Source organism: Paracoccus sp. (in: a-proteobacteria) (assembly GCF_030538655.1).
Taxonomy (GTDB): domain Bacteria; phylum Pseudomonadota; class Alphaproteobacteria; order Rhodobacterales; family Rhodobacteraceae; genus Paracoccus.
The window spans coordinates 220,645-243,260 of record NZ_JAUNTO010000001.1; the positions used below are offsets into that span (position 1 = coordinate 220,645).

The window sequence follows — 22,616 nt, forward strand, 5'->3', positions numbered from 1 at the left end:
ATCAGGGACGGATCAGGCGACCTCGGCAAAGACCTTGTGCAGCGCCTGTTCCAGCTTGTCGAACATCTCATCCATCTGATCTTCGGTCAGGATGAACGGCGGGCACAGCACGATGGACTGACCCAGCGGGCGGCAAATCAACCCCATATCGGTGCAGGTGTTGGCGATGCGTTCGCTGACCGACAGCTTGCCGTCAAATGGGGTTTTCGTCGCCTTGTCCTTGACCGCCTCAAGCGCCCACATAAAGCCGATACCACGGACTTCGCCAATGTTATCAGACCGTTCGGCAATCGCACGCAGCCCCGCCTCAAGACGGGGGGCCAGGCGGCGCACATTATCGGCCAACCCCTCGTTCATCACCACGTCGATGGCTTTCAGCGCAATCGCACAGCCCACCGGATGCCCCGAGGCGGTGAAGCCATGCGGGAATTCCTCGATCTTTTCGACCGCCACATCCATCCGGTCGGACAGCTCTGGCCCAAGGATCACCGCACCCATCGGGAACAGCCCGGCGGTCAGGTTTTTCGACGAAATGATCGCATCGGGCACAAAGCCATAGGTCTCACACCCCCAGGTGTTGCCGGTGCGCCCGAAACCGCAGATCACTTCGTCGGAAATCAGCGGGATGCCGTGTTTCTGCAAAATCGGCTGGATCGCCTGAAAGTAACCCTCGGACGGCGGAATCACCCCGCCCGCGCCCATCACAGGTTCCGCAAAGAACCCGGCGATGGTGTCGGCCCCTTCGCGCGCGATCACCTGCTCCAGCTCATCGGCCAACCGCTGAGTGAACTGCGCCTCGGTCTCGCCCTCGTTGCCAAAGCGCCAATAATGCGGGCAGGTCAGGTGGATAAAACCGTCCAACGGCAGGCCGAACACTTCGTTATAGGGTTTGCCGGTCATCGAGGCCGAAACCGCCGTCACCCCGTGATAGGCGTTCCAGCGGGTCAGGATCTTGCGCCGTTTCGGGTTGCCTTCGCTGGCGTGCAGAAACCACAGCATTTTCACCATGGTATCATTCGCCTCGGACCCCGAGTTGGTATAGAAAACCTTGCCGCGCGAGAATGGCGACACCTCGATCAGCTTTTCCGACAGCAACACCGTCTGATCCGACATCCGCCCGAAAAAGGCGTGATAGCCGGGGAACCGATCATATTGCGCCTTGGCCGCGTCAGCCAACCCCTTGTGGTCAAAGCCCGCCACCATGTTCCACAGGCCGGAATTCGCATCCAGATAGCGTTTTCCATTGGTATCAACGATATACGGCCCCTCGCCATGCGTCACCACCACAGTTCCGCGCTGATGCACACTGGGCAGGTCGGTGAAGCCATACATGGAATATTCTTCGGCACGCGCTTCCCAGCTTTGCGGTTTGACCTCGTTCATCTTCGGCTCCTGTCGGAAAGATTTTGTCCAAGCTATCTGCGCACGCCAGCCCGTTCAATGGGGCCGCATCAGCGCCGGGCAATCTGCCTGCCCTGCCGACCAATCCGCTGCCAAACGCCCAGCCGATCAGACAGATCGCCGCACCGCAGGCAGTCCGATCTGGTCCAGTGCCGCCTCGATCCCCGGCGGAATCGCGCCTGAACCGCCGACCAGCGCATCAAACCGCACCCGCAGCGCCGCCTTTTCCGCGCCCCGGCAATCGTTCCACGGTCGCCCCTGCAAACCCATATGCAGCACATAATAGCCAATGAAATGCGGCCGCTCGCCCGAGGCCAGCAGCGCGGCATAGGCGGCATCCGCCCCCATGGCCCGCAGCGCTGCCGCATCCGGCACGCCCGCCGCGATCAGCGCCCGCGCCGTGGCCGGACCGATGTTCGGAATGGTGGTCAGATCGCTCATCGCATCCTTTGCATTACTGGCCCGACTGGTGTATCAGCACGGATTACCGCAAGGAACCCGCCCATGACCGACGCGCCGAAAAAGCTGTTCATCAAGACCTATGGCTGCCAGATGAACGTCTATGACAGCCAGCGCATGGCCGAGGCGATGGCCACCGAAGGTTATGAACTGACCGAGGATCAGGCACAGGCCGATATGGTGCTGCTGAACACCTGCCATATCCGCGAAAAGGCCGCCGAAAAGCTGTATTCCGACCTGGGCCGGCTGAAACCGCTGAAAGCAGAACGGCCTGATCTGAAGATCGGCGTCGCCGGCTGTGTCGCGCAGGCCGAGGGGGCGGAAATCACCCGCCGGATGCCGCTGGTCGATCTGGTCGTCGGCCCGCAGGCTTATCACCGCCTGCCCGCCATGGCGCGGGGCGAGGCACCGGCCATCGTCACCGACTTCCCCGAGGAAGACAAATTCGACCACCTGCCCCGCAGGACCGAGAACCGCGCAACCCGCCGCGCCCCGGCGGCCTTTCTGACCGTGCAGGAAGGTTGCGACAAATTCTGCGCCTTTTGCGTCGTCCCCTACACCCGCGGCGCCGAAGTCAGCCGCCCCGCCGCCCGCATTCTGGCCGAGGCGCGCGATCTGGTGGCGCGCGGCGTGCGCGAAATCACCCTGCTGGGCCAGAACGTCAACGGCTGGCATGGCGAAGGCGCGTCCGGCTTTGGCGACCTGATCCGCCAGATCGCTGAAATCGACGGGCTGGACCGCATCCGCTATACCACCAGCCACCCCAATGACATGGCCGACGATCTGATCTGCGCGCATCGCGACGTGGCCAAGCTGATGCCCTATCTGCACCTGCCAGTTCAATCCGGCAGCGACCGCGTGCTGAAGGCGATGAACCGCAAACACACCGCAGACGATTACCTGCGCCTGATCGACCGCATCCGCGCCGCCCGCCCCGACATCATGCTAACCAGCGATTTCATCACCGGCTTTCCCGGCGAAACGGATCAGGATCACGCCGACACACTGCGCCTGATCGAACAGGTCGGCTTTGGCACGGCGTTCAGCTTTAAATATTCGCCCCGCCCCGGAACACCCGCCGCCGGGCGCGACCCTGTGCCCGATGCCGTCGCGGATGCCCGCCTGCACGAATTGCAAGCCCTGCTGACCCGCCAGCAAAAAGCCGCGCAAAACGGTATGGTCGGCCGCACTCTTGGCGTTTTGTTCGAGAAAAAGGGCCGCGAACCGGGGCAGATGGTCGGCAAATCCGATTACCTGCACGCCGTCTTTGTCCAGGCACCCGATGCGCAGGTCGGCGACCTGCTGCCCGTGCGCATCGCCGAAAGCGCGCCGAATTCGCTGCGCGGTGAATTGGTTAACTGACCTGCGGCTTCCTGTTTGCCCAACACGCATCTTCGGGGGCGCGACTTCTCCCCCGAAGTAAGCCTATTCGTCCCGCAAACCCGGCGCCGGGGCGATCTGTGCAACTGCCACCATCTGTGCCAGTTCGGGATCAGCGGTAACATCGGCAAAGGCATATTTCTCGGCCAGGGCATCAGCCGACAGCACAACATTGCTGACCACCTGCGCGCCCGGCGCGGCAGGGCCATAGGTCTGGCCGTTCACCGCGAAATACACGGCGCCGGAATTGCCAGTGCGCAGCTTGGGCGGTTGTTCCAGCTTGGGCAGGGTAAACCGTTCGCCCGCGTCCATGATCTTTTCCAGCAGCACGGTGCCATCCGCCGACGTGACCCGCACCCAAGCCGGACGCGCCGCCAATAGTTCCAGCGCAGGGGCATCCGGCGCAACGGTGCGCACCGCCAATTGCCCGGCGGGCATCTGCGGGCCGTAATCCATCGCCTGCACCAAGCTCGTGCTGCCCGGCAGCGCTGAACTGGCCCCGACACCCGCACCGCCATGTGTCGCAACCATGGTTTCCGCAGGCGCGGGCGGCTGCGTCAGGCCGGGATCAATTGCGGCAATCGGCCCGTCGCGCGCGATCAGCACCGGCGCTTCCAGCACTTGCGGGCGATACAGACGATCCAACCCCTCGGGCTGCGGCAGCACGGCGACATCCAGCGGTGCATTTTCATCCAGCGCGGGCTGCGACAGCGATTGCACCGGGTCCAGCGCGGCAATCACGCCGGGCGATTGTTCGCCGGGGCGCAGGTTGACGCGCTGCACCTCTTGCAGGACGGACCAGCCGCCGTAACCCAGACCGGCCACCAGCAGCGCCAGCACCAGAACCGACCCAACGGCCCGCGGTTCGACCGAAGACCAGAAGCTTTCCTGCTGCGGAATGAACAGCGCACGCGGATTCGCCAGCGCCTCGGCCGGGTCAGAGGGGCGGCGCGTGGGCTTGGGACCGGCCGCCGTCGGGGCCATGCCATGCGTGGGTTGAAACCCCGCCTCGGCACAGAAGCGGCGGAAGGTCCAGTCCGGGTCCATCCCCAGATAACGCGCATATGAGCGCACATATCCAGCGACAAAACTGGGCGTATCAAAGGCTGTAATATCGCAATTCTCGATCGCGGCGACATAAGAGGCACGGATGCGCAGTTCGCGCTGCACATCCAGCAGGGATTTCCCTTTGGTCGCCCGTTCGCCGCGCATCAGATCGCCAAGACGAACGTCATCATCGAAGAAGGCCGAACCGTCCTGATCCGCCAACCCGTCATCCGCCGGGGATTTTGCCCACAGCCCGTTCATGCGTTCTGCCCCATTCTGCGCCTGCCACTGTCCGTCCGAATCACAGACATATCAGCTTTTGATTAATGACAGCTTATCACGCACGCGCGAGGGCTTCACCCAAGAATTGCGTTATGCGCTAATTTCTGCGCGGTTCAGTGCACAACGTGACCACAGCGCATCCATACCACGCACCAGATGGTCGATTTGTTGCGTGTCATGCACCGGCGACGGCGTAAAGCGCAAACGTTCGGTGCCGCGCGGCACGGTGGGATAGTTGATCGGCTGCACATAGATACCGAAATCGCCCAAAAGCATGTCGGACAGTGCCTTGGTATGCTTGGGATCGCCGATAACCACCGGCACGATATGGCTGCCATGGTCGATGATCGGCATCCCCAGACCCTTCAGCCGCATCTTCAGAATGCGTGCGTGCAACTGTTGCGCATCACGCAGCTTTTGCCCGCCCTCCCCCTTGAGATAGGCGATCGAGGCAGCAGCCCCCGCAGCCACGGCAGGCGGCAGCGAGGTGGTAAAGATGAAACCCGGCGCATAGGATCGCACCGCGTCCATCATCTTGGCCGTCCCGGCGATATAGCCGCCGAACACGCCGAACGCCTTGCCCAAGGTGCCGTTGAATATGTCGATCCGGTCCATCAGACCATCGCGTTCAGCCACACCGCCACCGCGCGGGCCATACATGCCCACCGCATGAACCTCGTCCAGATAGGTCAGCGCGTTGAATTCATCGGCCAGATCGCAGATTTCCTTGATCGGGGCGAAATCGCCATCCATCGAATAGATCGATTCGAAGGCGATCAGCTTGGGCGCGGCAGGGTCATCGGCCTCAAGCAGTTCGCGCAGATGTGCCAGATCATTGTGCCGAAAGATTCGCTTGGCCCCGCCGTGACGGCGAATCCCCTCGATCATCGAGGCATGGTTCAGCGCGTCGGAATAGATAATCAGGCCGGGAAACAGCTTGGGCAGCGTCGAAAGCGTGGCGTCATTGGCCGTATAGGCGCTGGAAAACACCAACGCGGCCTCTTTGCCGTGCAGATCGGCCAGTTCGGCCTCAAGCTGCTTGTGATAAACGGTGGTGCCGGAAATATTGCGCGTCCCGCCCGAGCCTGCGCCCGTGGAATCCAGCGCCTCGTGCATGGCGTTCAGCACGATGGGGTGCTGCCCCATGCCCAGATAATCGTTGCCGCACCAGACGGTGATTTCGGTCTGCGTGCCGTCCGGCCGGTTCCAGATCGCCTGCGGATAGTAATCCTTGCGCCGTTCGATGTCGATGAACGTGCGATAGCGGCCTTCTTCGTGCAATTGTCCGATGGCCTGGTCGAGTGCAGCATCATAATTCATCGCGGGCAGTCCCTTGCGTAGCTGGCTGGGTGCGATCATTGTCTAGATCACGCGAGGTTGTGCCTTGATAAAGGTCAATGTCGGAAAAAGACAGGGCAAAATTGCCGCACCTCGACCATTTAACAGCCATGAAAAGATTACGGAAAGGCTCAGGAATGATGGATCAGGCCAATCTTACCGCCATGCTGGATGCACTGGACCGGGGGCAAGACGCGGCGCTGCACCGGCTGACCGAACTGCTGCGCATCCCCTCGATCTCGACCGACCCGGCGCACAAGGGCGATGTGCGCGCCGCCGCTGAATGGCTGCGGGTGGAACTGGCCCGGCTGGGCTTTGACGCCAGTCTGCGCGACACGCCCGGTCATCCGATGGTGGTGGCCCATTCGCGCCCCGGCGGCACGCGGCGCATCCTGTTCTATGGCCATTACGACGTGCAGCCCGTCGATCCGCTGGACCTGTGGGATCACCCCCCGTTCGAGCCGCATATCCGCGACAACCAGATCCGTGCCCGTGGCGCATCCGACGACAAGGGCCAGTTGATGACCTTTATCGAGGCCGTGCGCGCATGGAAACATGTCCACGGCGAATTGCCCCCCGGCCTGACCCTGCTGTTCGAGGGCGAAGAGGAATCCGGCTCGCCCTCGCTGGTGCCGTTCCTGACCGAAAACGCCGACGAGCTGCGCGCCGACATCGCGCTGATCTGCGACACCGGCCTGTATGCCGACGGTCGCCCCGCCATCGCCACCCAGTTGCGCGGCCTCGTCGGGCAAGAGGTGGTGATCCGCGCCGCCGACCGCGACCTGCATTCCGGCAGCTTTGGCGGGCTGGCGGCCAATCCGCTGATGATCCTGTGCCGCGCACTGGCCGCGCTGAAAGACGACAGCGGGCGCATCACCCTGCCCGGCTTTTACGACGGCGTGCGCGACCTGACCAACCAACAGCGCGCTGACTGGGACAGCCTGAACTTTGACGCCAGCGAATTTCTGTCGCGCGTCGGCCTGTCACTGCCCATCGGCGAACAGGGCCGCACGGGGCTGGAAATGATCTGGTCGCAGCCGACCGCCGAAATCAACGGCCTGTCGGGCGGCTATACCGGCGAGGGCTTTAAAACCGTGCTGCCGGCCGAGGCGCGCGCCAAGGTCAGCTTCCGTCTGGTCGGAGATCAGAATCCACAAGTGATCCGGCAGGCGTTTCAAGATCACATCCGCCGCTTTGTCCCGGCCGATTGCAGCGTGACCTTCATCGACCACGGCGCATCCCCCGCCAGCCACATGGACACATCTCACCCCGCCTTTGCCACGGCCCGCGCGGCGCTGACTCAGGAATGGGGGCGCGAGACGGCGTTCATCGGTATGGGCGGGTCAATCCCCATCGCGGGCGACTTCAAGACCATCCTCGACATGGATTCGATGCTGATAGGCTTTGCCCGCGACGACGACCGTATCCATTCCCCGAACGAGAAATACGACCTCGACAGCTTTCACCGCGGCGCACGGTCATGGGCGCGGATTCTGGCCGGGCTGACCACGCCGGAATAAGGCATCTTTGGCCTGGAAATATCTCACCGGAGCGAGGCGGATCAGAAAAAGGTCCACTGGACCTTTTTCCCACCGAATGGGGTGCCCCCCGGTTACAGCCGCGCCGCAAACGCATCGCCTGCCCTTAATACAACCCGCCCGATGACAGCGTGCCGAAATCGGCGCGCTGCGGAATCACCCGGCGCTCGCCGGTCGAGGTGGTGACATTCCGCGCACGCTCTTGTTCCGTCGCCTGCCAGGGCAGCGTCACCGGCCCGTCGCCAAAACCCGACACAACCACCGGAGACATCCAGTCCGGGTCGGTGCCGTTGCGGAAATATTCCGAAATCACGTTGTCGCCGGTGGCATTGTCGGGCAACCGCTGGCCGGTCACGCGGTCGATCTTGACCCAGAAACCACCCGGCGGCACCTTGAACGCCGTGCCGCCGTATTTGCGCACCGCCTGCCGCATGAAGGCGTTGAACACCGGCACGCACAGCGTCCCGCCATAGGCCCCCTGCCCCAGCGAACGCGGCTGGTCATAGCCCAGATAGCAGCCGGCCACGATATTGCTGGTATAGCCGATATACCACACGTCCTTGGCATCGTTGGTGGTGCCGGTCTTGCCCGCCGAGGGCACCGGCAGGTTTACGCCCTTGCCCGATCCGCGCGTGACCACGCCTTCCATCATCGAGGTCAGCTGATAGGCCGTCACCGCGTCCATCACCCGTTCGCGGTTGCTGCCGATGACCGGCGCTTCGCCCGCGGGCAGCGCCTGACGGCCGCAGGTCTCGCATACCCGGCGGTCGTGGCGGTAAACCGTCTGGCCGCGCCGGTCCTGCACCCGGTCCACCAGTGTGGGTTCCACCCGCTCGCCACCATTGGCGAACATGGCATAGGCGGCGACCATGCGGAACAGCGTGGTTTCCTGCGCACCAAGCGCATTGGCCAGGAACGGTTCCAGATGATCGTAAACGCCGAATTCCTCGGCATATCTGGCGACCACGTTCATGCCGATGTCTTGCGCGATGCGGATCGTCATCAGGTTGCGCGATTGTTCGATCCCGGTGCGCAGCGGTGTCGGGCCGTAATGGCGGCCCGATGCGTTCCGGGGTTCCCACAGCCCCTGTGGCGTGTTGATGCGGATCGGTTCGTCCACAACGATGGTGGCGGGGGTATAGTTATTGTCCAGCGCGGCGGCATAGACAAACGGCTTGAAACTGGACCCCGGCTGGCGCATCGCCTGCGTGGCCCGGTTAAAGCCCGATGACTGATAAGAAAATCCGCCCTGCATCGCCAGCACCCGGCCCGTGTTCACGTCCATCGCCATGAACCCGCCCTGCACCTGCGGCACCTGCCGCAGCGTCCAGCGGATAAAGCTACCGTCGCTGTCATTGGTCATGGCGCGGACCAGAACCACCTCGCCGGGGCGGACCAGATCGCCGGCGGCCTGTGCGCGCGGGCCAAGGCGCCCATCTTCGCCACGGCGGCGCGCCCATTGCACGTCGCGGGCGGGAATCCAGTGGCCCTGCGGGTTTTCCTCGATCCCCTCGATCCCGATGCGGGCGTCGCTGCCCTCGGTGGACAGAACCACGGCGGGCAACCAGCCGGGGATGTCGCGCGGCACATCGGCCTCGAACAGCGCGCCGCGCCATTCGGCCTGATCGGCCAGCGCGGTTTCCGCGATGGTCTGGCCGGTGCCGCGCCAGATGCCCAACCCCCGGTCATAGCTTTCCAGCGCCTCTTGCAGCGCCGATGCGGCAACAGCCTGCAACTGTGGTTCAATGGTGGCGCGGATCGCCAGACCGCCGCCAAAGAACTGATCCTCGCCGAATTCGCGCGACAATTGACGGCGAATTTCATCGGTAAAGTAATCGCGCGGCGGCAGTTGCTGGCGGAAATCTGGGAAATCGCCGTTCTGGACGGATCGCAGCGGCAGCACCGCCTCGGCCTCGTAGGTGGCCTGGTCGATATAGCCGTTCTGCCACATTTCGCGCAGCACATAATTGCGGCGTTCCGTCACGCGATCCTTGGCGCGCACAGGGTGATAGCGGCCCGGTGCCTGCGGCATGGCGGCCAGCGTCGCGGCCTCGTGCGGGGCCAGTTCGGCCAGCGTCTTGTTGAAATAGGTCTGCGCGGCGGCGGCCACGCCATAGCTGTTCTGACCCAGAAAAATCTCGTTCAGATACAGTTCAAGGATCTGGTTCTTGGTCAGCGACTGTTCCAGCCGGGTGGACAGGATCACCTCTTTGACCTTGCGTTCGATGCTGCGGTCGCTGGACAGAAGAAAGTTCTTGGTCACCTGCTGCGTGATCGTGGACGCGCCCCGCACCCGATCACCGCCGGTTGCCACCGCCTCGACCAGCGCGGCCACGATGCCACGCGGATCATAGCCGGGATGGTGATAGAAATCCTTGTCCTCGGCGCTGATGAACGCCTCTTTCACCAGATCGGGAATCTCGCCGATCGGCACGAACAGGCGGCGTTCATGGGCGAATTCGTCGATCAGCCGACCTTCACCGGAATAGACGCGGCTGATGATCTTGGGTTCATACTGCGCCAGCGTGCGTTCATCGGGCAGATCGCGCGAATACATCCAGAACACGCCGCCCACCGTCAATGCGATGAAAAAGGCGGCGGTGACGAACCACGAAAAGATCGCGCCGAAAAAGGCAAGAACAGAGCGGAGCAAGGGACCAGACCTGTTAACAGAATCGCCCCGCTATAGCGGCCCCGGCCCCTTGGGTCAAAGCAACTGTCTGCTATTGGCGCTATTTGCGCAGCAGGTCGCGGCGCGCGGCTTCATCCTCGGCCCACAGCGATACCGCGCCGCTGATGGCCGCAATCATGCGTCCACGCCACACCGGATCGTTCAGATTGGCACGGTCAGTCGCATCGGTGATAAAGCCCAGCTCGACCAGAACCGAGGCCATATCCGGCGATTTCAACACCGAAAACCCCGCGCCCTTGACCGGGCGACGGTGCAGGCTGATCCCCTCTAACGCCATGCGGGAGGTCAGGAATTTCGCAAAGTTTTCCGACCGGGGCTGCGTATCGGCGCGCGCCATCGCCATCAGCGCCCCGGCAAGCTGGTCGTCAGCCCCGTCCAGATCGACCCCGGCCAGCAGATCGTCGCGTTCATGGCGCTGCACCAGCTGCGCCATCGCCCGGTCATCCGCAGACGGGTTCCAGACATAGACGGTCGCGCCCGTCGCCTCGCCCTGCGGCAGCGCATCGGCGTGCAGCGAGATGAACAGATCGGCCCCCGCCTCGCGCGCGGCGGTCATGCGCGATTCCAGCGACAAAAAGCGGTCGTCGCGGCGGGTCAGTTCGACCTCGACCCCCGATTGCGCCAGATCGCGCGACAGATCCAGCGCAAAGCCCAGAACCAGCGCCGCCTCGGTCTGACCATCGGCCTGCGCGCCGGGGTCAAAGCCGCCGTGGCCGGGGTCCAGCATCACCCGCAGCGGGCGTTCACCGGGCGCGGGCACCACAGGCGGCAGATCCGCAGGCGCGGGCAGCATTCGCGGATCAGCACTGGCGCGCGGGGCGAAATCGTCGGGCGAGACCGGGATCAGCGCAATATCCAACAGTGCCCCGCCGTTGGTGCCGTCACTGGTGCGCATCTCGGCGCTGTCGATGCGGTAAGGGCCGGGCAGTTCCGCCACCACCCGCGACCAGTCGCGCCGGGCCTGACCCCAGCGCAGATCGGGCAGCCCCGCAACCCCCGGCACCTGCGCGGGCTGCGCCGTGCCGAATTCCAGCCCGCGAAAATCGACCACCAGACGCGGCGGGCTGTCCAGCAAAAAGGCACGCCACGGCACCCCCCGATCCAGCGCCAGCCGCAGCGTGACCGGCGGATGCGGCGCGCGCCCCATCCACCGCGCCAGACGGCCCGGCGCTTCGCCCAGCACGACGGCGGAACCGGCGGCATCCAGATACGCCGGTTCCTGCGCCGGGGCCGCAATGCCCGTCAGCGCCAGCATGATGGACAGCAGCACGGCCCTCATCTGCGGGCCATGAAATCCCGCAGCCGGGCCAGCCCCTCGGCGATGTCGGCGGTGGAGCGGGCATAGCTGAACCGCAGCGTCTGCCCGCCGCGCACGGAATCGAAATCCAGCCCCGGCGTCACCGCGACCCCCGCCTGATCCAGAATTTCCGCCGCCAGCGCACGGCTGTCATCGGTCAGTTCCGACACATCGGCGTAAACGTAAAACGCCCCGTCCGGCGGCGCGAAACTGGTGAATCCGGCAGCCGGCAGCCCAAGGGTCATCAGGCGGCGGTTTTCGGCATAGGTCGCCAGATTGGCCCGCGCCTCGGCCTCGCAATCCAGGGCCGCAAGGGCTGCGACCTGACTGGCATGGGGCGGACAGATGAACATGTTCTGCGCGATCCGTTCGACGGTGCGGATATGGCTTTCGGGAACGACCATCCAGCCGATACGCCAGCCGGTCATCGAAAAGAATTTGCTGAAGGAGTTGATGATGAACACATCATCCGACACCTCAAGCGCGGTATGGCAGCGTTTGCCATAAGACAGGCCGTGATAAATCTCGTCCGAGATGACAGCGGTGCCCTGCCCCTGCGCCCGTTCGATCAGCCCGCGCAATTCGTCCAGCCCCAGCATCGTCCCCGACGGGTTGCCGGGCGAGGCCAGCATCAGCCCCTGCACATCGGCGGGTATCTGATCCGGCAGCGGCTGATAACGGTTCACCGCCTCGGTCAGCATTTCCACCGGCGTAATCGACATGGCGCGCATGATCTGGCGATAGCTGGGATAGCCGGGCGCGCCGATCGCCACCCGGTCGCCCGCATCGAACAGCGCCGAAAAGGCCAGCAGAAACGCCCCCGACGATCCGGGCGTCACCACCACCCGCGCCGGGTCCAGATCGACGCCATACCAGCGCCGGTAAAGCCCCGCGATCCCCGCGCGCAGACGCGGCAGGCCAAGCGCCACCGTGTAACCCAGCGGCTGATCCAGCGCCCCGGCCAAGGCCGCGCGCGCCCCCGACGGCGCGGGGGTGGATGGCTGACCGACCTCCATATGGATGATGTGACGGCCCGCCGCCTCGGCACGGGCGGCGGCCTCCATCACATCCATGACGATGAAGGGATCGACTTGTCCGCGGGTGGAGTGACGCATGGCTTGGCCTTTCGGTTTTTCCGGCCTTGTAGCGCGCCGCCGCGCCGGGGTCATCCCCCGACTATTTGGCCCCGACGATTTGACTCATCCCCGCGCCGTGGTCGTCATTGGGGCGGGTGCGGAAGCCATAGTTTTCATAAAACCCCTCGTTTCCGGGGGTAGACATCAGCCCGATGGTCGCGCCTTCGGGGGCGATCTTGGCGATCTCGTCCATCAACGCGGTAACGATCTGTTCGCCCAAGCCCTCGCCCTGATGATCCGGGTGGATCAGCACGTCCTGCAAATAGAAAAACAGCGCCCCGTCGCCCACCACCCGGCCAAAGCCGATCAGCCCGTCCTGCGGATAACGGATGCACACCTGCGCCGTGGTGCCACCAAGGGCGCGCGCCGCCAGTTCGTCGCTAATGGGGGCAGACCCGCAGGCAGCGCGGATAGCGGCATATTCCTGCGGCTCGGGCTTGGAAAAGGTGGTTTCGACCTGGCTCATCGGTTCCTCATGAATGCTGCGGCGCTGTTAGCAGCAGATGGCGGCACCGCCCAGCTAACCTTTCGCAACGCTTCACGCAGCCGTGCGGTTGCGGCGGGCGCTGATCCGGCTATGGTCCCGCGAAACCGAAAGGAAGACGTATGAAACGCCTGATCGCCGCCCTGCTGCTGACCGCCACCCCCGCCATGGCGCTGGACCTGTCCGCCATGACCGATACCGAAAAAGCCGCCTTTGGGCAGGCCGTACGCGATTACCTGATGGAAAACCCCGAAGTGCTGATCGAATCGATCAACGTTCTGGAACAGCGCCGCGCCGTCGAAGACGCCCAGAACGACAAGGAACTGGTCGCCGCCAACAGCGCCGATCTGTTCGAGGACGGCCATTCCTGGGTCGGTGGCAACCCCGATGGCAATCTGACCATGGTCGCCTTTATCGACTATCGCTGCGGGGTCTGCCGCCGCTTCAACGACGAAATCCACGATGTGACGGAAAAAGACGGCAACATCCGCCTGATCCTGAAGGAATTCCCGATCCTCGGGCAAGACAGCGACACATCGGCCCGCTTTGCCGTCGCGGTGCAACAGATCGCCGGGGATGATGCCTATGTCAAAGCACATGACGCGCTGATGACCCTGCGCGGCCCGGCAACGCTTGACGCACTGAAAGGGCTGGCGGGCGATCTGGGGTTGGAAGCCGACGCGATCATCAACGCCATGAACACCGAAGACGTCACCGCCGTGCTGCGATCCAACCGGCAACTGGCCGAACGGATGCGCATCAACGGCACCCCCACCTTCATCATCGGCGACGAGCTGCTGCGCGGCGTCCCACAGGCCGGGCTGGCGGCGACAGTTGCGGATATTCGCGCGGGGCGGGGGTAAGGGGCCTCGTCTTTCGTTTAAAAATATCCTCGGGGGTCCGGGGGTGGAAAACCCCCGGTGCTTCCCACCCCAAGCTGCGCTGCATTCGGCACACAAGAAAGGGGGCTTTGCCCCCCTCAAGCCCGGCCCCGCGCAGGCCGGGCGTTCGGCAGGTCAAAGATCCAGCGGACCTTTTCCTGCTCCGCCTCACCCCGCAGGATATTATCAGACCAAAGATGCAGCAGCCTTTGCCTCGATGGCGGCGGCGCGTTCCTCGACTTGGGCGACAATGTGGTCGATCATCTGTTCGTTCGACATTTTATGGCTTTGCCGCCCGGCCAGATAGACCATGCCCGACCCTGCCCCGCCGCCGGTAAAGCCGATGTCGGTCATCAGCGCCTCGCCGGGGCCATTAACTACGCAGCCGATGATCGACAGGCTGATCGGGGTTTTGATATGTTCCAGCCGCTGTTCAAGGATTTCGACCGTGCGGATCACGTCAAACCCCTGACGCGCGCAGGACGGGCAAGAGATAATCTGCACCCCGCGCGTGCGCAGGCCAAGCGATTTCAGGATTTCAAAGCCGACCTTCACCTCTTGCACCGGGTCCGCCGACAGCGACACGCGGATCGTGTCGCCGATGCCTGCCCACAAGAGGCTGCCAAGGCCGATAGCCGATTTTACCGTGCCACCGACGAATCCGCCCGCCTCGGTGATGCCAAGGTGGATGGGCGCATCTGTCGCCTCGGCCAGTTGCTGATAGGCGGCGGCAGACAGGAACACGTCCGACGCTTTGACGCTGATCTTGTATTCGTGAAAATCGTTGTCCTGCAATATCTTGATGTGATCCAGCCCGGATTCGACCATCGCATCGGGGCAAGGCTCGCCGTATTTTTCCAGCAGATGCTTTTCCAGCGAACCGGCATTCACGCCGATGCGGATCGAACAGCCGTGATCCTTGGCGGCCTTGATGACCTCGCGCACGCGCGCGGCGTCACCGATATTGCCGGGGTTGATGCGCAGACAGGCCGCGCCCGCCTCGGCCGCCTCGATCGCGCGTTTATAGTGGAAATGGATGTCGGCCACGATCGGCACCGGGCTTTCGCGGCAGATTTCGCGCAAGGCCCGCGTCGTGTCCTGATCGGGGGCGCTGATGCGCACGATGTCCGCCCCCGCATCCGCCGCCGCGATCACCTGCGCCAGTGTGGCGCGCACATCGGTGCCGTCGGTGTTGGTCATGGTCTGCACGCTGATCGGGGCATCGCCGCCAACAGGAACATTGCCAACCATGATCTGACGCGACTTGCGCCGTTCGATATTACGCCACGGGCGGATCGGATTATGAGTCATGGGCGACCTTTCGCGCTGATGGGCGTCAGATAGGGCTTTCCGCCGGGTTCGGCAACAGCGCGGGCAGATGCCGGGCGGGCAGGATGACCAGCAGCGGCCCGGTGCTGCGGATATGGACCGGGCCGGTCGCCTGATTCGAGGCGCCGACACGGCCTGCCGGTTCCAGCATCAGCCCGTCGATGGGCCAGCGCAGGCCGGTTGACGAGCCGGTGACGGGGCCAAGCGGGAACAGCGACACACGGGTGCCGGGCGGCAGATCCAGCCTCAGATCGGGCGGGGCCAGCGTCACAGCATCGGCGGCGGTCAGGATCACGCAGGGCGGCTGCGGGTGGCGGGCCAGCACCGTCATCGCGGCCAGCGTATGATCGACGCGTCGCCCGTCAAAGCCGACCGCGATCACAAAGGGCGCGGCAATCCGCATCAGGCATTTGGCGAAGTCGGTGCTGTCCTGTTCGGCCACGGGATGCTGGTTTGCGGCGGGGATGGCGGCGCGGGCCGCCGAACTGATGCTGTCGAAATCCCCTATGACGGCTGCGGGCACCAGCCCGGCGGCCAGCGCCGCATCGGCACCGCTGTCGGCGGCAGCGACGACCGGGGCCAGCGCCAGGGCAGAGGCCAGCGCAGTGCGGTCAACCGTGCCGCCGCCGATCAGCGTGACCCCCTGATCGCTGCGCAGAATCGGTGTCATTCGTCACCACGGCCCACGCCGCTGAACACCGGCTTCAGCGGGAACACCCAGCCGATGGCCAGCACGATATAGAGCGGCAGTTCCAACCACATCGGCAGATCGCCAAAGCGGTCATACAGCCAGTTCACCAGCCACCAGGCAAAGATCAGATACAGCGGCAGCCCCACCAGCAGGGCCAGCAGCGACCAGCGTTTGCGTGATTTCAGGTCCATCATCACCCCTTCGGCCTTGGAATGGTTATCGCCGCCCGTGCCAGACGCGCGCGCCAGCGTGGCAGATTACGCTCGGCCCCGCCCCGACGCACCGGACCGAGATAGAACAACCGCAGCGGGCGCAGCCCACAAAAGCCCAGCACCTGCCATTTCAGCCGCCAGCCCAGCGGGTCGAAATAGGCCAGCCGCAGAAACGGTGGCGGCGTGTCCATGGTGACGATCACATCGGCGCTGCGCCCGGTCAGCAGCCGGTCCCACCACGGGGCATCCTTGTGATAGCGAAAGGCACGGCCCGGCAGGAACACGCGGGTGATAAAACCCGACAGCAGCGGTGGTTCGGCCCCCATCCACATCGGAAAGGCCAGCACCAGATGATCGCAAGCCTGTATCTGCGCCCAGGCGGATTCCAGATCTGGTTCCAGTTCCTGCACCACCGCATAGCCGCGATGCAGGATCGGGTCAAAGTTCAGATCGCGGATCGCAAGGCGGGTGACTTGCGTGCCTTGTGGCAGTGCGGCGGCGTAACTGTCCAGCAGATGCGCCGACAGCCGCCCGGCATCGGGATGGCCGTCGATCAGCAGAACCCGCCGCGCCGTCATCAGTCGGCGAAGGGGTCAGTCACCAGAATCGTGTCGTCACGTTCCGGGCTGGTGGACAGCAGGGCGACCGGGCATTGGATCAGCTCTTCGATCCGGCGCACGTATTTGATCGCTTCGGCGGGCAGGTCGGCCCATGACCGCGCGCCTGCGGTCGATTCGGACCAGCCGGGCATTTCCTCATAGATCGGAGTCGCCTTGGCTTGTAGCGCCGCGGCAGTGGGCAGATAGTCATAGGTGACGCCATCGACCTGATAGCCGATGCAGATCTTCAGCGTCTCGAACCCGTCCAGCACGTCCAGTTTCGTCAGCGCGATGCCGTTCACGCCGCTGATGGCACAGGTCTGGCGGACCAGCACCGCATCGAACCAGCCACAGCGGCGCTTGCGCCCGGTGACGGTGCCGAATTCATGTCCGCGCTCGCCCAGGCGCTGACCGTCGGCGTCGTGCAGTTCCGTCGGGAAGGGGCCTTCGCCGACGCGGGTGGTATAGGCCTTGACGATGCCCAGCACGAAACCGATGGCCCCCGGCCCCATGCCGGTGCCACTGGCGGCCATGCCCGACATGGTGGTGGACGAGGTGACGTAAGGATAGGTGCCAAAATCGATATCCAAGAGCGATCCTTGCGCACCCTCGAACAGGATGCGTTTGCCGGATTTGCGGGCGTCGGCCATGATCTTCCACACCGGCTGCGCGTAGGGCAGCAGTTTCGGCGCGATTTCCAGCAGTTTGGCGCGCAACGCGGCGCGGTCGATGGGCGTGGCGCCAAGGCCGCTGCGCAGCGCGTCGTGATGCGCCAGCAGCCGGTCAAGCCGGGCATCCAGCGTATCAGTGTCGCCCAGATCGGCCACGCGGATGGTGCGGCGGCCCACCTTGTCTTCATAAGCCGGGCCGATGCCGCGGCCGGTGGTGCCGATTTTCGCCTTGCCCGCCGCTTCCTCGCGCAGCTTGTCCAGATCCTGATGCAGCGGCAGAATCAGCGGGGTGTTTTCCGCGATCATCAGGTTGTCGGTGCTGATGTCCACCCCCTGCCCGGCCAGCTTGTCGATTTCCGCAAACAGCGCCCACGGGTCCAGCACGACACCGTTGCCGATCACCGCCAGCTTGCCCTTGCGCACAATGCCCGAGGGCAGGAGCGACAGTTTGTAAACCTCGTTGCCGATGACCAGCGTATGGCCGGCATTATGGCCGCCCTGAAAACGGGCGATCACGTCGGCGCGTTCGGACAGCCAGTCAACGATCTTGCCCTTGCCCTCGTCGCCCCATTGCGCGCCGACAACCACCACATTGGCCATAATCTGATCCCTTTCGGTTCTGCGATGCCGGTGCATGGTCTAACGGATGCGCGGGGGCGGGGAAAGCAGGGATTTCCGTTTGTCCTGCCCCGCCCGCAGATGCGTATTTGGGCAAACAGCACGCGGAGCGGTGATTTTTCTTTGCACGGCAGCGGAATCGGACGCAGCATGGCGACATGAATGGGGGAAAGCGATGTGCAATGCCTGTTTGATCGAATCGGTGCGTCATGATGCCATGTCGCGGCGGCACCTGCTGATGGGGGCCGCCGCAGCGGGGGCGGCGGCGGTGGCCTTGGGACCAGTCGCGGCGCGACCCGCGCTGGCGGCGTCATCGGGGCGGGTCGTGGACCTGACCCATGCCTGGGACGAGACGTTCCCGACCTTTGATGGCAAGCCGGGCATCGCCTATGAACCGGACAAGGTGTTCGACCGCGACGGTTATCAGCTGTGGAAGCTGACGATCTGGGAACATTCAGGCACCCATGTCGATGCGCCGCTGCATTTTTCGTCGGACGGGCTGTCAGTGGATCAGATCCCGGTGGCGCAGTTGATGTGCCCGCTGTGCATCATCGACATTTCCGCCAAGGCGGCGGACGATCCGAATGCCACCGTCGATGCCGAAGATGTGGCGGCCTTCACCCGCGATCACGGCGATATTCCGGCCGGGGCACTGGTGGCGATGCGGTCTGGCTGGGCGGGCAAGCTGGGCGACGCGGCCTATCGCGGCACGCCCGATGGCACGCTGGCCTTTCCCGGCTTTTCCAAGGCAGCTACTGACCTGCTGGCGGGGATGGATGTGGCGGGGATCGGCGTCGATACGCTGTCGCTGGACCCCGGCAACTCGGCCGATTTCGCGGTGCATTATTCGTGGCTGCCTGGCGGGCGTTACGGGATCGAGAATTTGGCCGGGCTGGACGATCTGCCCGCGACCGGGGCGACGATCTTTGTCGGCGCGCCCAAGCACAAGCGCGGCACCGGCGGGCCTGCGCGCGTGATGGCGGTGATCTGATGGCCGTTCTGCCCTTGCTGCGCGATAAGGACGCCAGCCCGCAGGCCCGCGCCACATTCGACGCCATCCGCGCCGCGCGCGGAACGGATTACGTCAACAACTTCTGGCGCGCTCTGGCCCATGATCCGGCCTTGCTGGCGGCAACCTGGGATCGGCTGTCAGCAGTGATGGCCCCCGGCGCGCTGGACCCGCTGGTCAAGGAGCTGATCTATCTGGCGGTGTCAGTGGCGAATGGCTGTGATTACTGCATCCACTCGCACACGGCAGCGGCGCGGGCCAAAGGGATGAGCGATGCGCAGCACGCCGAATTGCTGGCGGTGATCGCAATGGCCAGCCAGACGAATGCGCTGGCCACCGCGCTGTCGGTGCCGGTGGACGCGCGCTTCCGCGCGCCCGATGGCGATCAGGTCACTTGACGGTGATGCGCCCGTCGATCACCGGGGTATAACCGCCGTCCTGCACCTGCATATAGGTCGCCAGCACCTCGGCCAGATCGGGGCCGAAGTCATAGGCATCGGTCGCCCGTTCGGCAAAGACGCGATAACCGTCGCCGCCCTGCCGCATGTAATCGTTGCTGGCCACGCCATATTCCGCATCCGCGTCGATGAGCGACCACGTGCCGTCACGGCCCCGCACCTGCACATCGCTGATCCGGCTGCCCGCCGGGGCGGCGGGATCGACCGTGTATTTCAGCCCGGCAACCTGCGCGAAACGGCCCGCACCTTCCTCATACTGGCTGGCGCCGTTTTCCAGTGCGGCGACCACATCGCCCCCCTTCAGCCGAAAGGTCGCCAGCGTGTTCTGGAACGGCAGGACCGTATAGATTTCACCCATGGTCACAGGCCCTGCGTCGATCGAGGCCCGCAGCCCGCCGCCGTTCTGGATGGCGATCTGCACACCCTGCGCGCGCACCCGGTCCAGCATGGCGTCAGCGACCAGATTGCCCATCTCGCATTCACGCTGGCGGCAATTGGCGCGGTCGCCGTCGATGGCTGCCGATGTCTCGGCCACGACCCTTTGCCGCAACTCGTCGATGGGGGCAGCCATCTCGGTGATGCGGGCAGCAAGGGTTTCATCCTCGGGGATCGCGTTGTCCAGCAGGATCGGCTGACCGCTGGCGCTGGTCAGATTGCCGTCATCGTCAAAAGTCAGGGTCAGGTGGCCAAGATATTTCGAATAGGCATAGGCCGTCGCCACCGGCACATCGCGCCCGTCCGCGCCCGTGATCATGGTGGGATAGGGGCCTTCGGCGCCCTCCATATCGCCCAGCAGCGTGTGGGAATGGCCGCCGATCACCGCATCCAGCCCCGGCACCTGCGCCGCAAATTCCTGATCGCGCAGATAGCCGGTATGCGTCAGCGCGATGATCTTGGTCACGCCCTGTTCGGTCAGTTCCTGCACATCGGATTTCAGGCTGTCCATGTCATCCTGAAAGATCACGTTCGGGCCGGGCGAGGCGGTTTCCGGCGTATCCATCGCAAGGGCCGAGACGATGCCGATCTTTTCACCGCCGACATCCAGCACGGTGTGACTGCCGATCTTGCCTTTCAGCACATTCGATTGCGACAGGTCGAGGTTGCCGGAAATCACCGGGAATTCCACCCCATCGGCCAGCACGGCCGCCCCTTCGGGACCGTCATCAAATTCGTGATTGCCCAATGCCATCACGTCAAAGCCGACGGCATTCATGAACTCGACCGTATCGGTCCCCTTGTAGGTCGTATAGAACAGGCTGCCCTGATACTGATCGCCCGCATCCAGCACGATGACATTGCCGCCCTCGGCCCGGATCTGGTCCCGCAACTGATTGACGGCGGTGGCAAGGCGGGCAATCCCGCCGAAACATTCACCCGCCGCGCGCGTTTCAGCGTCGCAGGTGCTGTCGTATTTGTTGATCGGCTCGATCCGGCTGTGCAGGTCGTTGATATGCAGCACATGCAAAACATATTCGGCCTGCGCATGGCCCGCGAACAGGGCCAGCGCAGCAGTCGTGGCCATAAGGCGGAAGGTCATCGGGGTTCCTCGGCTGTCGGTTGGTGATGGCGACAGATTGGCGCAGTCGGGCCATCGGGTCAAACAGGTGATGCGGGGTTGACCTTGGCCGGAATGCGGCGGCAGATGCGGTTATGCTGATCTACAAGGTTCTTCGCCCGGCTGAATGGGCTGATATGCAAGCCAATGGCCAGACCGCCGGTGCCCCGGTCGATCTGGCTGATGGATTCGTGCATTTTTCCACCGCTGCCCAGTTGGCCGGCACGCTGAACAAGCATTTCAACGGCGCGGGTGATCTGATGCTGTTGGCCTGCAATGCCGGTATGGATGGTGTGGTCTGGGAAAAGTCGCGCGGCGGGCAGGATTTTCCGCATCTTTACCGGGCGTTGCGGATGGACGACGTGATCTGGTCGCGCCCCTTGCCGCAAGGGCCGGACGGCCATGATCCGGGAGAATTGGAATGACGATGCTGGAAAAGCTGGGGCTGGCCGCGCTGCACCGCATCGACCCCGAGCGCGCGCATGATCTGTCGATCAGGGCGCTGTCTATGGGGCTGGTGCCACTGAACGGCGGGCCGGTGACATCAGACCGGCTGGCCGTGCGGGTCGCCGGGCTAAGCCTGCCGAACCCGGTCGGGCTGGCCGCTGGCTATGACAAGAACGCCCGCGCCGTAGCGGTACTGATGAAGGCAGGATTTGGCTTTGTCGAGCTGGGGGCCGCCACACCGCGCCCGCAGCCCGGCAACCCCAAGCCGCGCCTGTTCCGGCTGAGCAAGGATCGCGCGATCATCAATCGTTTCGGGTTCAACAACGATGGCGCGGCAGCGATTGCCGCGCGGATGAAGACGCGCCCTGCGGGGATTCCGGTGGGGCTGAACATCGGCGCGAACAAGGATAGCGTGGATCGCGCCGCGGATTTTGCCGAAGTGGTGCGGGTGGCGGGGGATGCGGCCGATTTTCTGACGGTGAACGTAAGCAGCCCCAACACCGAAAAGCTGCGGGATTTGCAGGGGGCGGATGCCTTGACCGCGCTGTTGGCGGGGGTGATCGCCGCGCGCGATGAATTGGCGGTGCGCCGCCCGGTGTTTGTGAAAATCGCCCCCGATCTGGATGATGCAGGGATCGCCGACATCGCCGCCGTCGCGCGCGAGGTTGGTGTGGATGGCATCATCGCCACCAATACGACGCTTTCGCGCGAAGGGCTGGACGCCCGCTGGCAATCCGAGGCTGGTGGGCTGTCCGGCGCGCCGCTGTTCGACCGCTCGACCCGCGTTCTGGCGCGGCTGTATCGGGAAACAGGGGGAAACGTGCCGCTGATCGGCGTGGGCGGCATCGCCAGCGCCGATCAGGCATGGGAAAAGCTGCGTGCCGGAGCCAGCGCGGTGCAGATCTATTCAGCACTGATTTATCAGGGGTTTTCGCTGGCCGCCGATATTGCGCGCGCGCTGAACGACCGGCTGGCGCGCGAAGGGATCACCTTGGCGGAATTGACTGGCAGCGGAGTGGCTGACTGGGGGTAAGGAATCGCCCAAAGGCGGGGGTTTCACACCCCCGAACCCCCGTGGGATATTTACAGACA

Annotated in this window: 21 protein-coding genes; 7 read left to right on the forward strand and 14 right to left on the reverse strand. The window is 64.3% G+C overall.

All coding sequences use genetic code 11. From position 1 onward, the window contains the following. Positions 1-12 precede the first annotated feature (12 nt). Both Q4G22_RS01100 and Q4G22_RS01105 read right to left on the reverse strand, forming a co-directional pair. Complete coding sequence (locus tag Q4G22_RS01100; protein WP_303384050.1) at positions 13-1,383, reverse strand: aminotransferase; 1,371 nt, start codon at positions 1,381-1,383, stop codon at positions 13-15. 126 nt (positions 1,384-1,509) lie between these two features. After that, complete coding sequence (locus tag Q4G22_RS01105; protein WP_303384051.1) at positions 1,510-1,842, reverse strand: TfoX/Sxy family DNA transformation protein; 333 nt, start codon at positions 1,840-1,842, stop codon at positions 1,510-1,512. Positions 1,843-1,905: 63 nt separating this feature from the next. On the opposite strand from Q4G22_RS01105, the gene miaB reads away from it, so the two are divergent. Next, positions 1,906-3,222 carry a tRNA (N6-isopentenyl adenosine(37)-C2)-methylthiotransferase MiaB gene (gene miaB / locus Q4G22_RS01110; protein WP_303384052.1) on the forward strand — a complete coding sequence of 439 codons (1,317 nt, stop codon included), beginning with the start codon at positions 1,906-1,908 and terminating at the stop codon, positions 3,220-3,222. A gap of 63 nt (positions 3,223-3,285) precedes the next feature. Here the strand turns inward: miaB and Q4G22_RS01115 are convergent, their stop codons facing one another. Both Q4G22_RS01115 and hemA read right to left on the reverse strand, forming a co-directional pair. Next, the gene (locus tag Q4G22_RS01115) at positions 3,286-4,548 is read right to left on the reverse strand and encodes a helix-turn-helix domain-containing protein (protein WP_303384053.1); all 1,263 of its coding nucleotides are present in this window, start codon (positions 4,546-4,548) and stop codon (positions 3,286-3,288) included. A gap of 111 nt (positions 4,549-4,659) precedes the next feature. Continuing rightward, positions 4,660-5,889, reverse strand: coding sequence for a 5-aminolevulinate synthase (gene hemA / locus Q4G22_RS01120; protein WP_303384054.1), 1,230 nt, complete (start codon positions 5,887-5,889; stop codon positions 4,660-4,662). 155 nt (positions 5,890-6,044) lie between these two features. On the opposite strand from hemA, the gene Q4G22_RS01125 reads away from it, so the two are divergent. Further along, positions 6,045-7,427: a dipeptidase gene (locus Q4G22_RS01125; RefSeq protein WP_303384055.1), complete on the forward strand. Its 1,383-nt coding sequence runs from the start codon at positions 6,045-6,047 to the stop codon at positions 7,425-7,427. 124 nt (positions 7,428-7,551) lie between these two features. Here Q4G22_RS01125 and Q4G22_RS01130 read toward each other — a convergent pair whose 3' ends face one another. The 4 genes from Q4G22_RS01130 to Q4G22_RS01145 form a co-directional block, all read right to left on the reverse strand. Then, entirely contained in the window at positions 7,552-10,098 is a 2,547-nt protein-coding gene (locus Q4G22_RS01130; protein ID WP_303384056.1) for a penicillin-binding protein 1A, read from the reverse strand. Positions 10,099-10,177: 79 nt separating this feature from the next. Further along, positions 10,178-11,416, reverse strand: coding sequence for an N-acetylmuramoyl-L-alanine amidase (locus tag Q4G22_RS01135; RefSeq protein WP_303384057.1), 1,239 nt, complete (start codon positions 11,414-11,416; stop codon positions 10,178-10,180). Further along, entirely contained in the window at positions 11,413-12,549 is a 1,137-nt protein-coding gene (locus Q4G22_RS01140) for a pyridoxal phosphate-dependent aminotransferase (protein WP_303384058.1), read from the reverse strand. The genes Q4G22_RS01135 and Q4G22_RS01140 overlap by 4 nt, the downstream gene beginning before the upstream one ends. A gap of 61 nt (positions 12,550-12,610) precedes the next feature. Beyond that, complete coding sequence (locus Q4G22_RS01145) at positions 12,611-13,036, reverse strand: GNAT family N-acetyltransferase (RefSeq protein ID WP_303361896.1); 426 nt, start codon at positions 13,034-13,036, stop codon at positions 12,611-12,613. Positions 13,037-13,176: 140 nt separating this feature from the next. Between Q4G22_RS01145 and Q4G22_RS01150 the strand changes: the two genes are divergently transcribed. Further along, entirely contained in the window at positions 13,177-13,917 is a 741-nt protein-coding gene (locus Q4G22_RS01150) for a DsbA family protein (RefSeq protein WP_303384059.1), read from the forward strand. Positions 13,918-14,121: 204 nt separating this feature from the next. On the opposite strand, the gene ispG is transcribed toward Q4G22_RS01150, so the two are convergent. From ispG to Q4G22_RS01175, 5 genes are read right to left on the reverse strand one after another with little or no spacing between them, the layout of a single operon-like run. Then, the gene (gene ispG, locus Q4G22_RS01155; protein WP_303384060.1) at positions 14,122-15,246 is read right to left on the reverse strand and encodes a flavodoxin-dependent (E)-4-hydroxy-3-methylbut-2-enyl-diphosphate synthase; all 1,125 of its coding nucleotides are present in this window, start codon (positions 15,244-15,246) and stop codon (positions 14,122-14,124) included. A gap of 25 nt (positions 15,247-15,271) precedes the next feature. Next, on the reverse strand, positions 15,272-15,934 hold the full coding sequence (locus tag Q4G22_RS01160) for a thiamine diphosphokinase (RefSeq protein ID WP_303384061.1): 663 nt from the start codon (positions 15,932-15,934) through the stop codon (positions 15,272-15,274). Beyond that, positions 15,931-16,146, reverse strand: coding sequence for a DUF2842 domain-containing protein (locus tag Q4G22_RS01165; protein WP_303384062.1), 216 nt, complete (start codon positions 16,144-16,146; stop codon positions 15,931-15,933). The genes Q4G22_RS01160 and Q4G22_RS01165 overlap by 4 nt, the downstream gene beginning before the upstream one ends. Positions 16,147-16,148: 2 nt before the next feature. Continuing rightward, positions 16,149-16,745: an NAD(P)H-dependent oxidoreductase gene (locus tag Q4G22_RS01170; protein ID WP_303384063.1), complete on the reverse strand. Its 597-nt coding sequence runs from the start codon at positions 16,743-16,745 to the stop codon at positions 16,149-16,151. Beyond that, on the reverse strand, positions 16,745-18,037 hold the full coding sequence (locus tag Q4G22_RS01175; protein WP_303384064.1) for an adenylosuccinate synthase: 1,293 nt from the start codon (positions 18,035-18,037) through the stop codon (positions 16,745-16,747). The genes Q4G22_RS01170 and Q4G22_RS01175 overlap by 1 nt, the downstream gene beginning before the upstream one ends. 193 nt (positions 18,038-18,230) lie before the next feature. Here Q4G22_RS01175 and Q4G22_RS01180 point away from each other — a divergent pair, with 193 nt between their 5' ends. Together Q4G22_RS01180 and Q4G22_RS01185 are read left to right on the forward strand one after the other, a co-directional pair. Beyond that, positions 18,231-19,046, forward strand: coding sequence for a cyclase family protein (locus Q4G22_RS01180; protein WP_303384065.1), 816 nt, complete (start codon positions 18,231-18,233; stop codon positions 19,044-19,046). Continuing rightward, complete coding sequence (locus tag Q4G22_RS01185; RefSeq protein ID WP_303384066.1) at positions 19,046-19,462, forward strand: carboxymuconolactone decarboxylase family protein; 417 nt, start codon at positions 19,046-19,048, stop codon at positions 19,460-19,462. Before Q4G22_RS01180 ends, Q4G22_RS01185 begins: the two co-directional genes overlap by 1 nt. On the opposite strand, the gene Q4G22_RS01190 is transcribed toward Q4G22_RS01185, so the two are convergent. After that, complete coding sequence (locus Q4G22_RS01190; RefSeq protein WP_303384067.1) at positions 19,455-21,059, reverse strand: bifunctional UDP-sugar hydrolase/5'-nucleotidase; 1,605 nt, start codon at positions 21,057-21,059, stop codon at positions 19,455-19,457. The two genes, Q4G22_RS01185 and Q4G22_RS01190, sit on opposite strands and share 8 nt — an antisense overlap. A 113-nt stretch (positions 21,060-21,172) precedes the next feature. On the opposite strand from Q4G22_RS01190, the gene Q4G22_RS01195 reads away from it, so the two are divergent. Both Q4G22_RS01195 and Q4G22_RS01200 read left to right on the forward strand, forming a co-directional pair. Further along, on the forward strand, positions 21,173-21,502 hold the full coding sequence (locus tag Q4G22_RS01195) for a DUF952 domain-containing protein (protein ID WP_303384068.1): 330 nt from the start codon (positions 21,173-21,175) through the stop codon (positions 21,500-21,502). Next, positions 21,499-22,557 (forward strand): quinone-dependent dihydroorotate dehydrogenase, encoded by a 1,059-nt coding sequence (locus tag Q4G22_RS01200; protein WP_303384069.1) that lies wholly within the window; start codon positions 21,499-21,501, stop codon positions 22,555-22,557. Before Q4G22_RS01195 ends, Q4G22_RS01200 begins: the two co-directional genes overlap by 4 nt. Positions 22,558-22,616 lie beyond the last annotated feature (59 nt).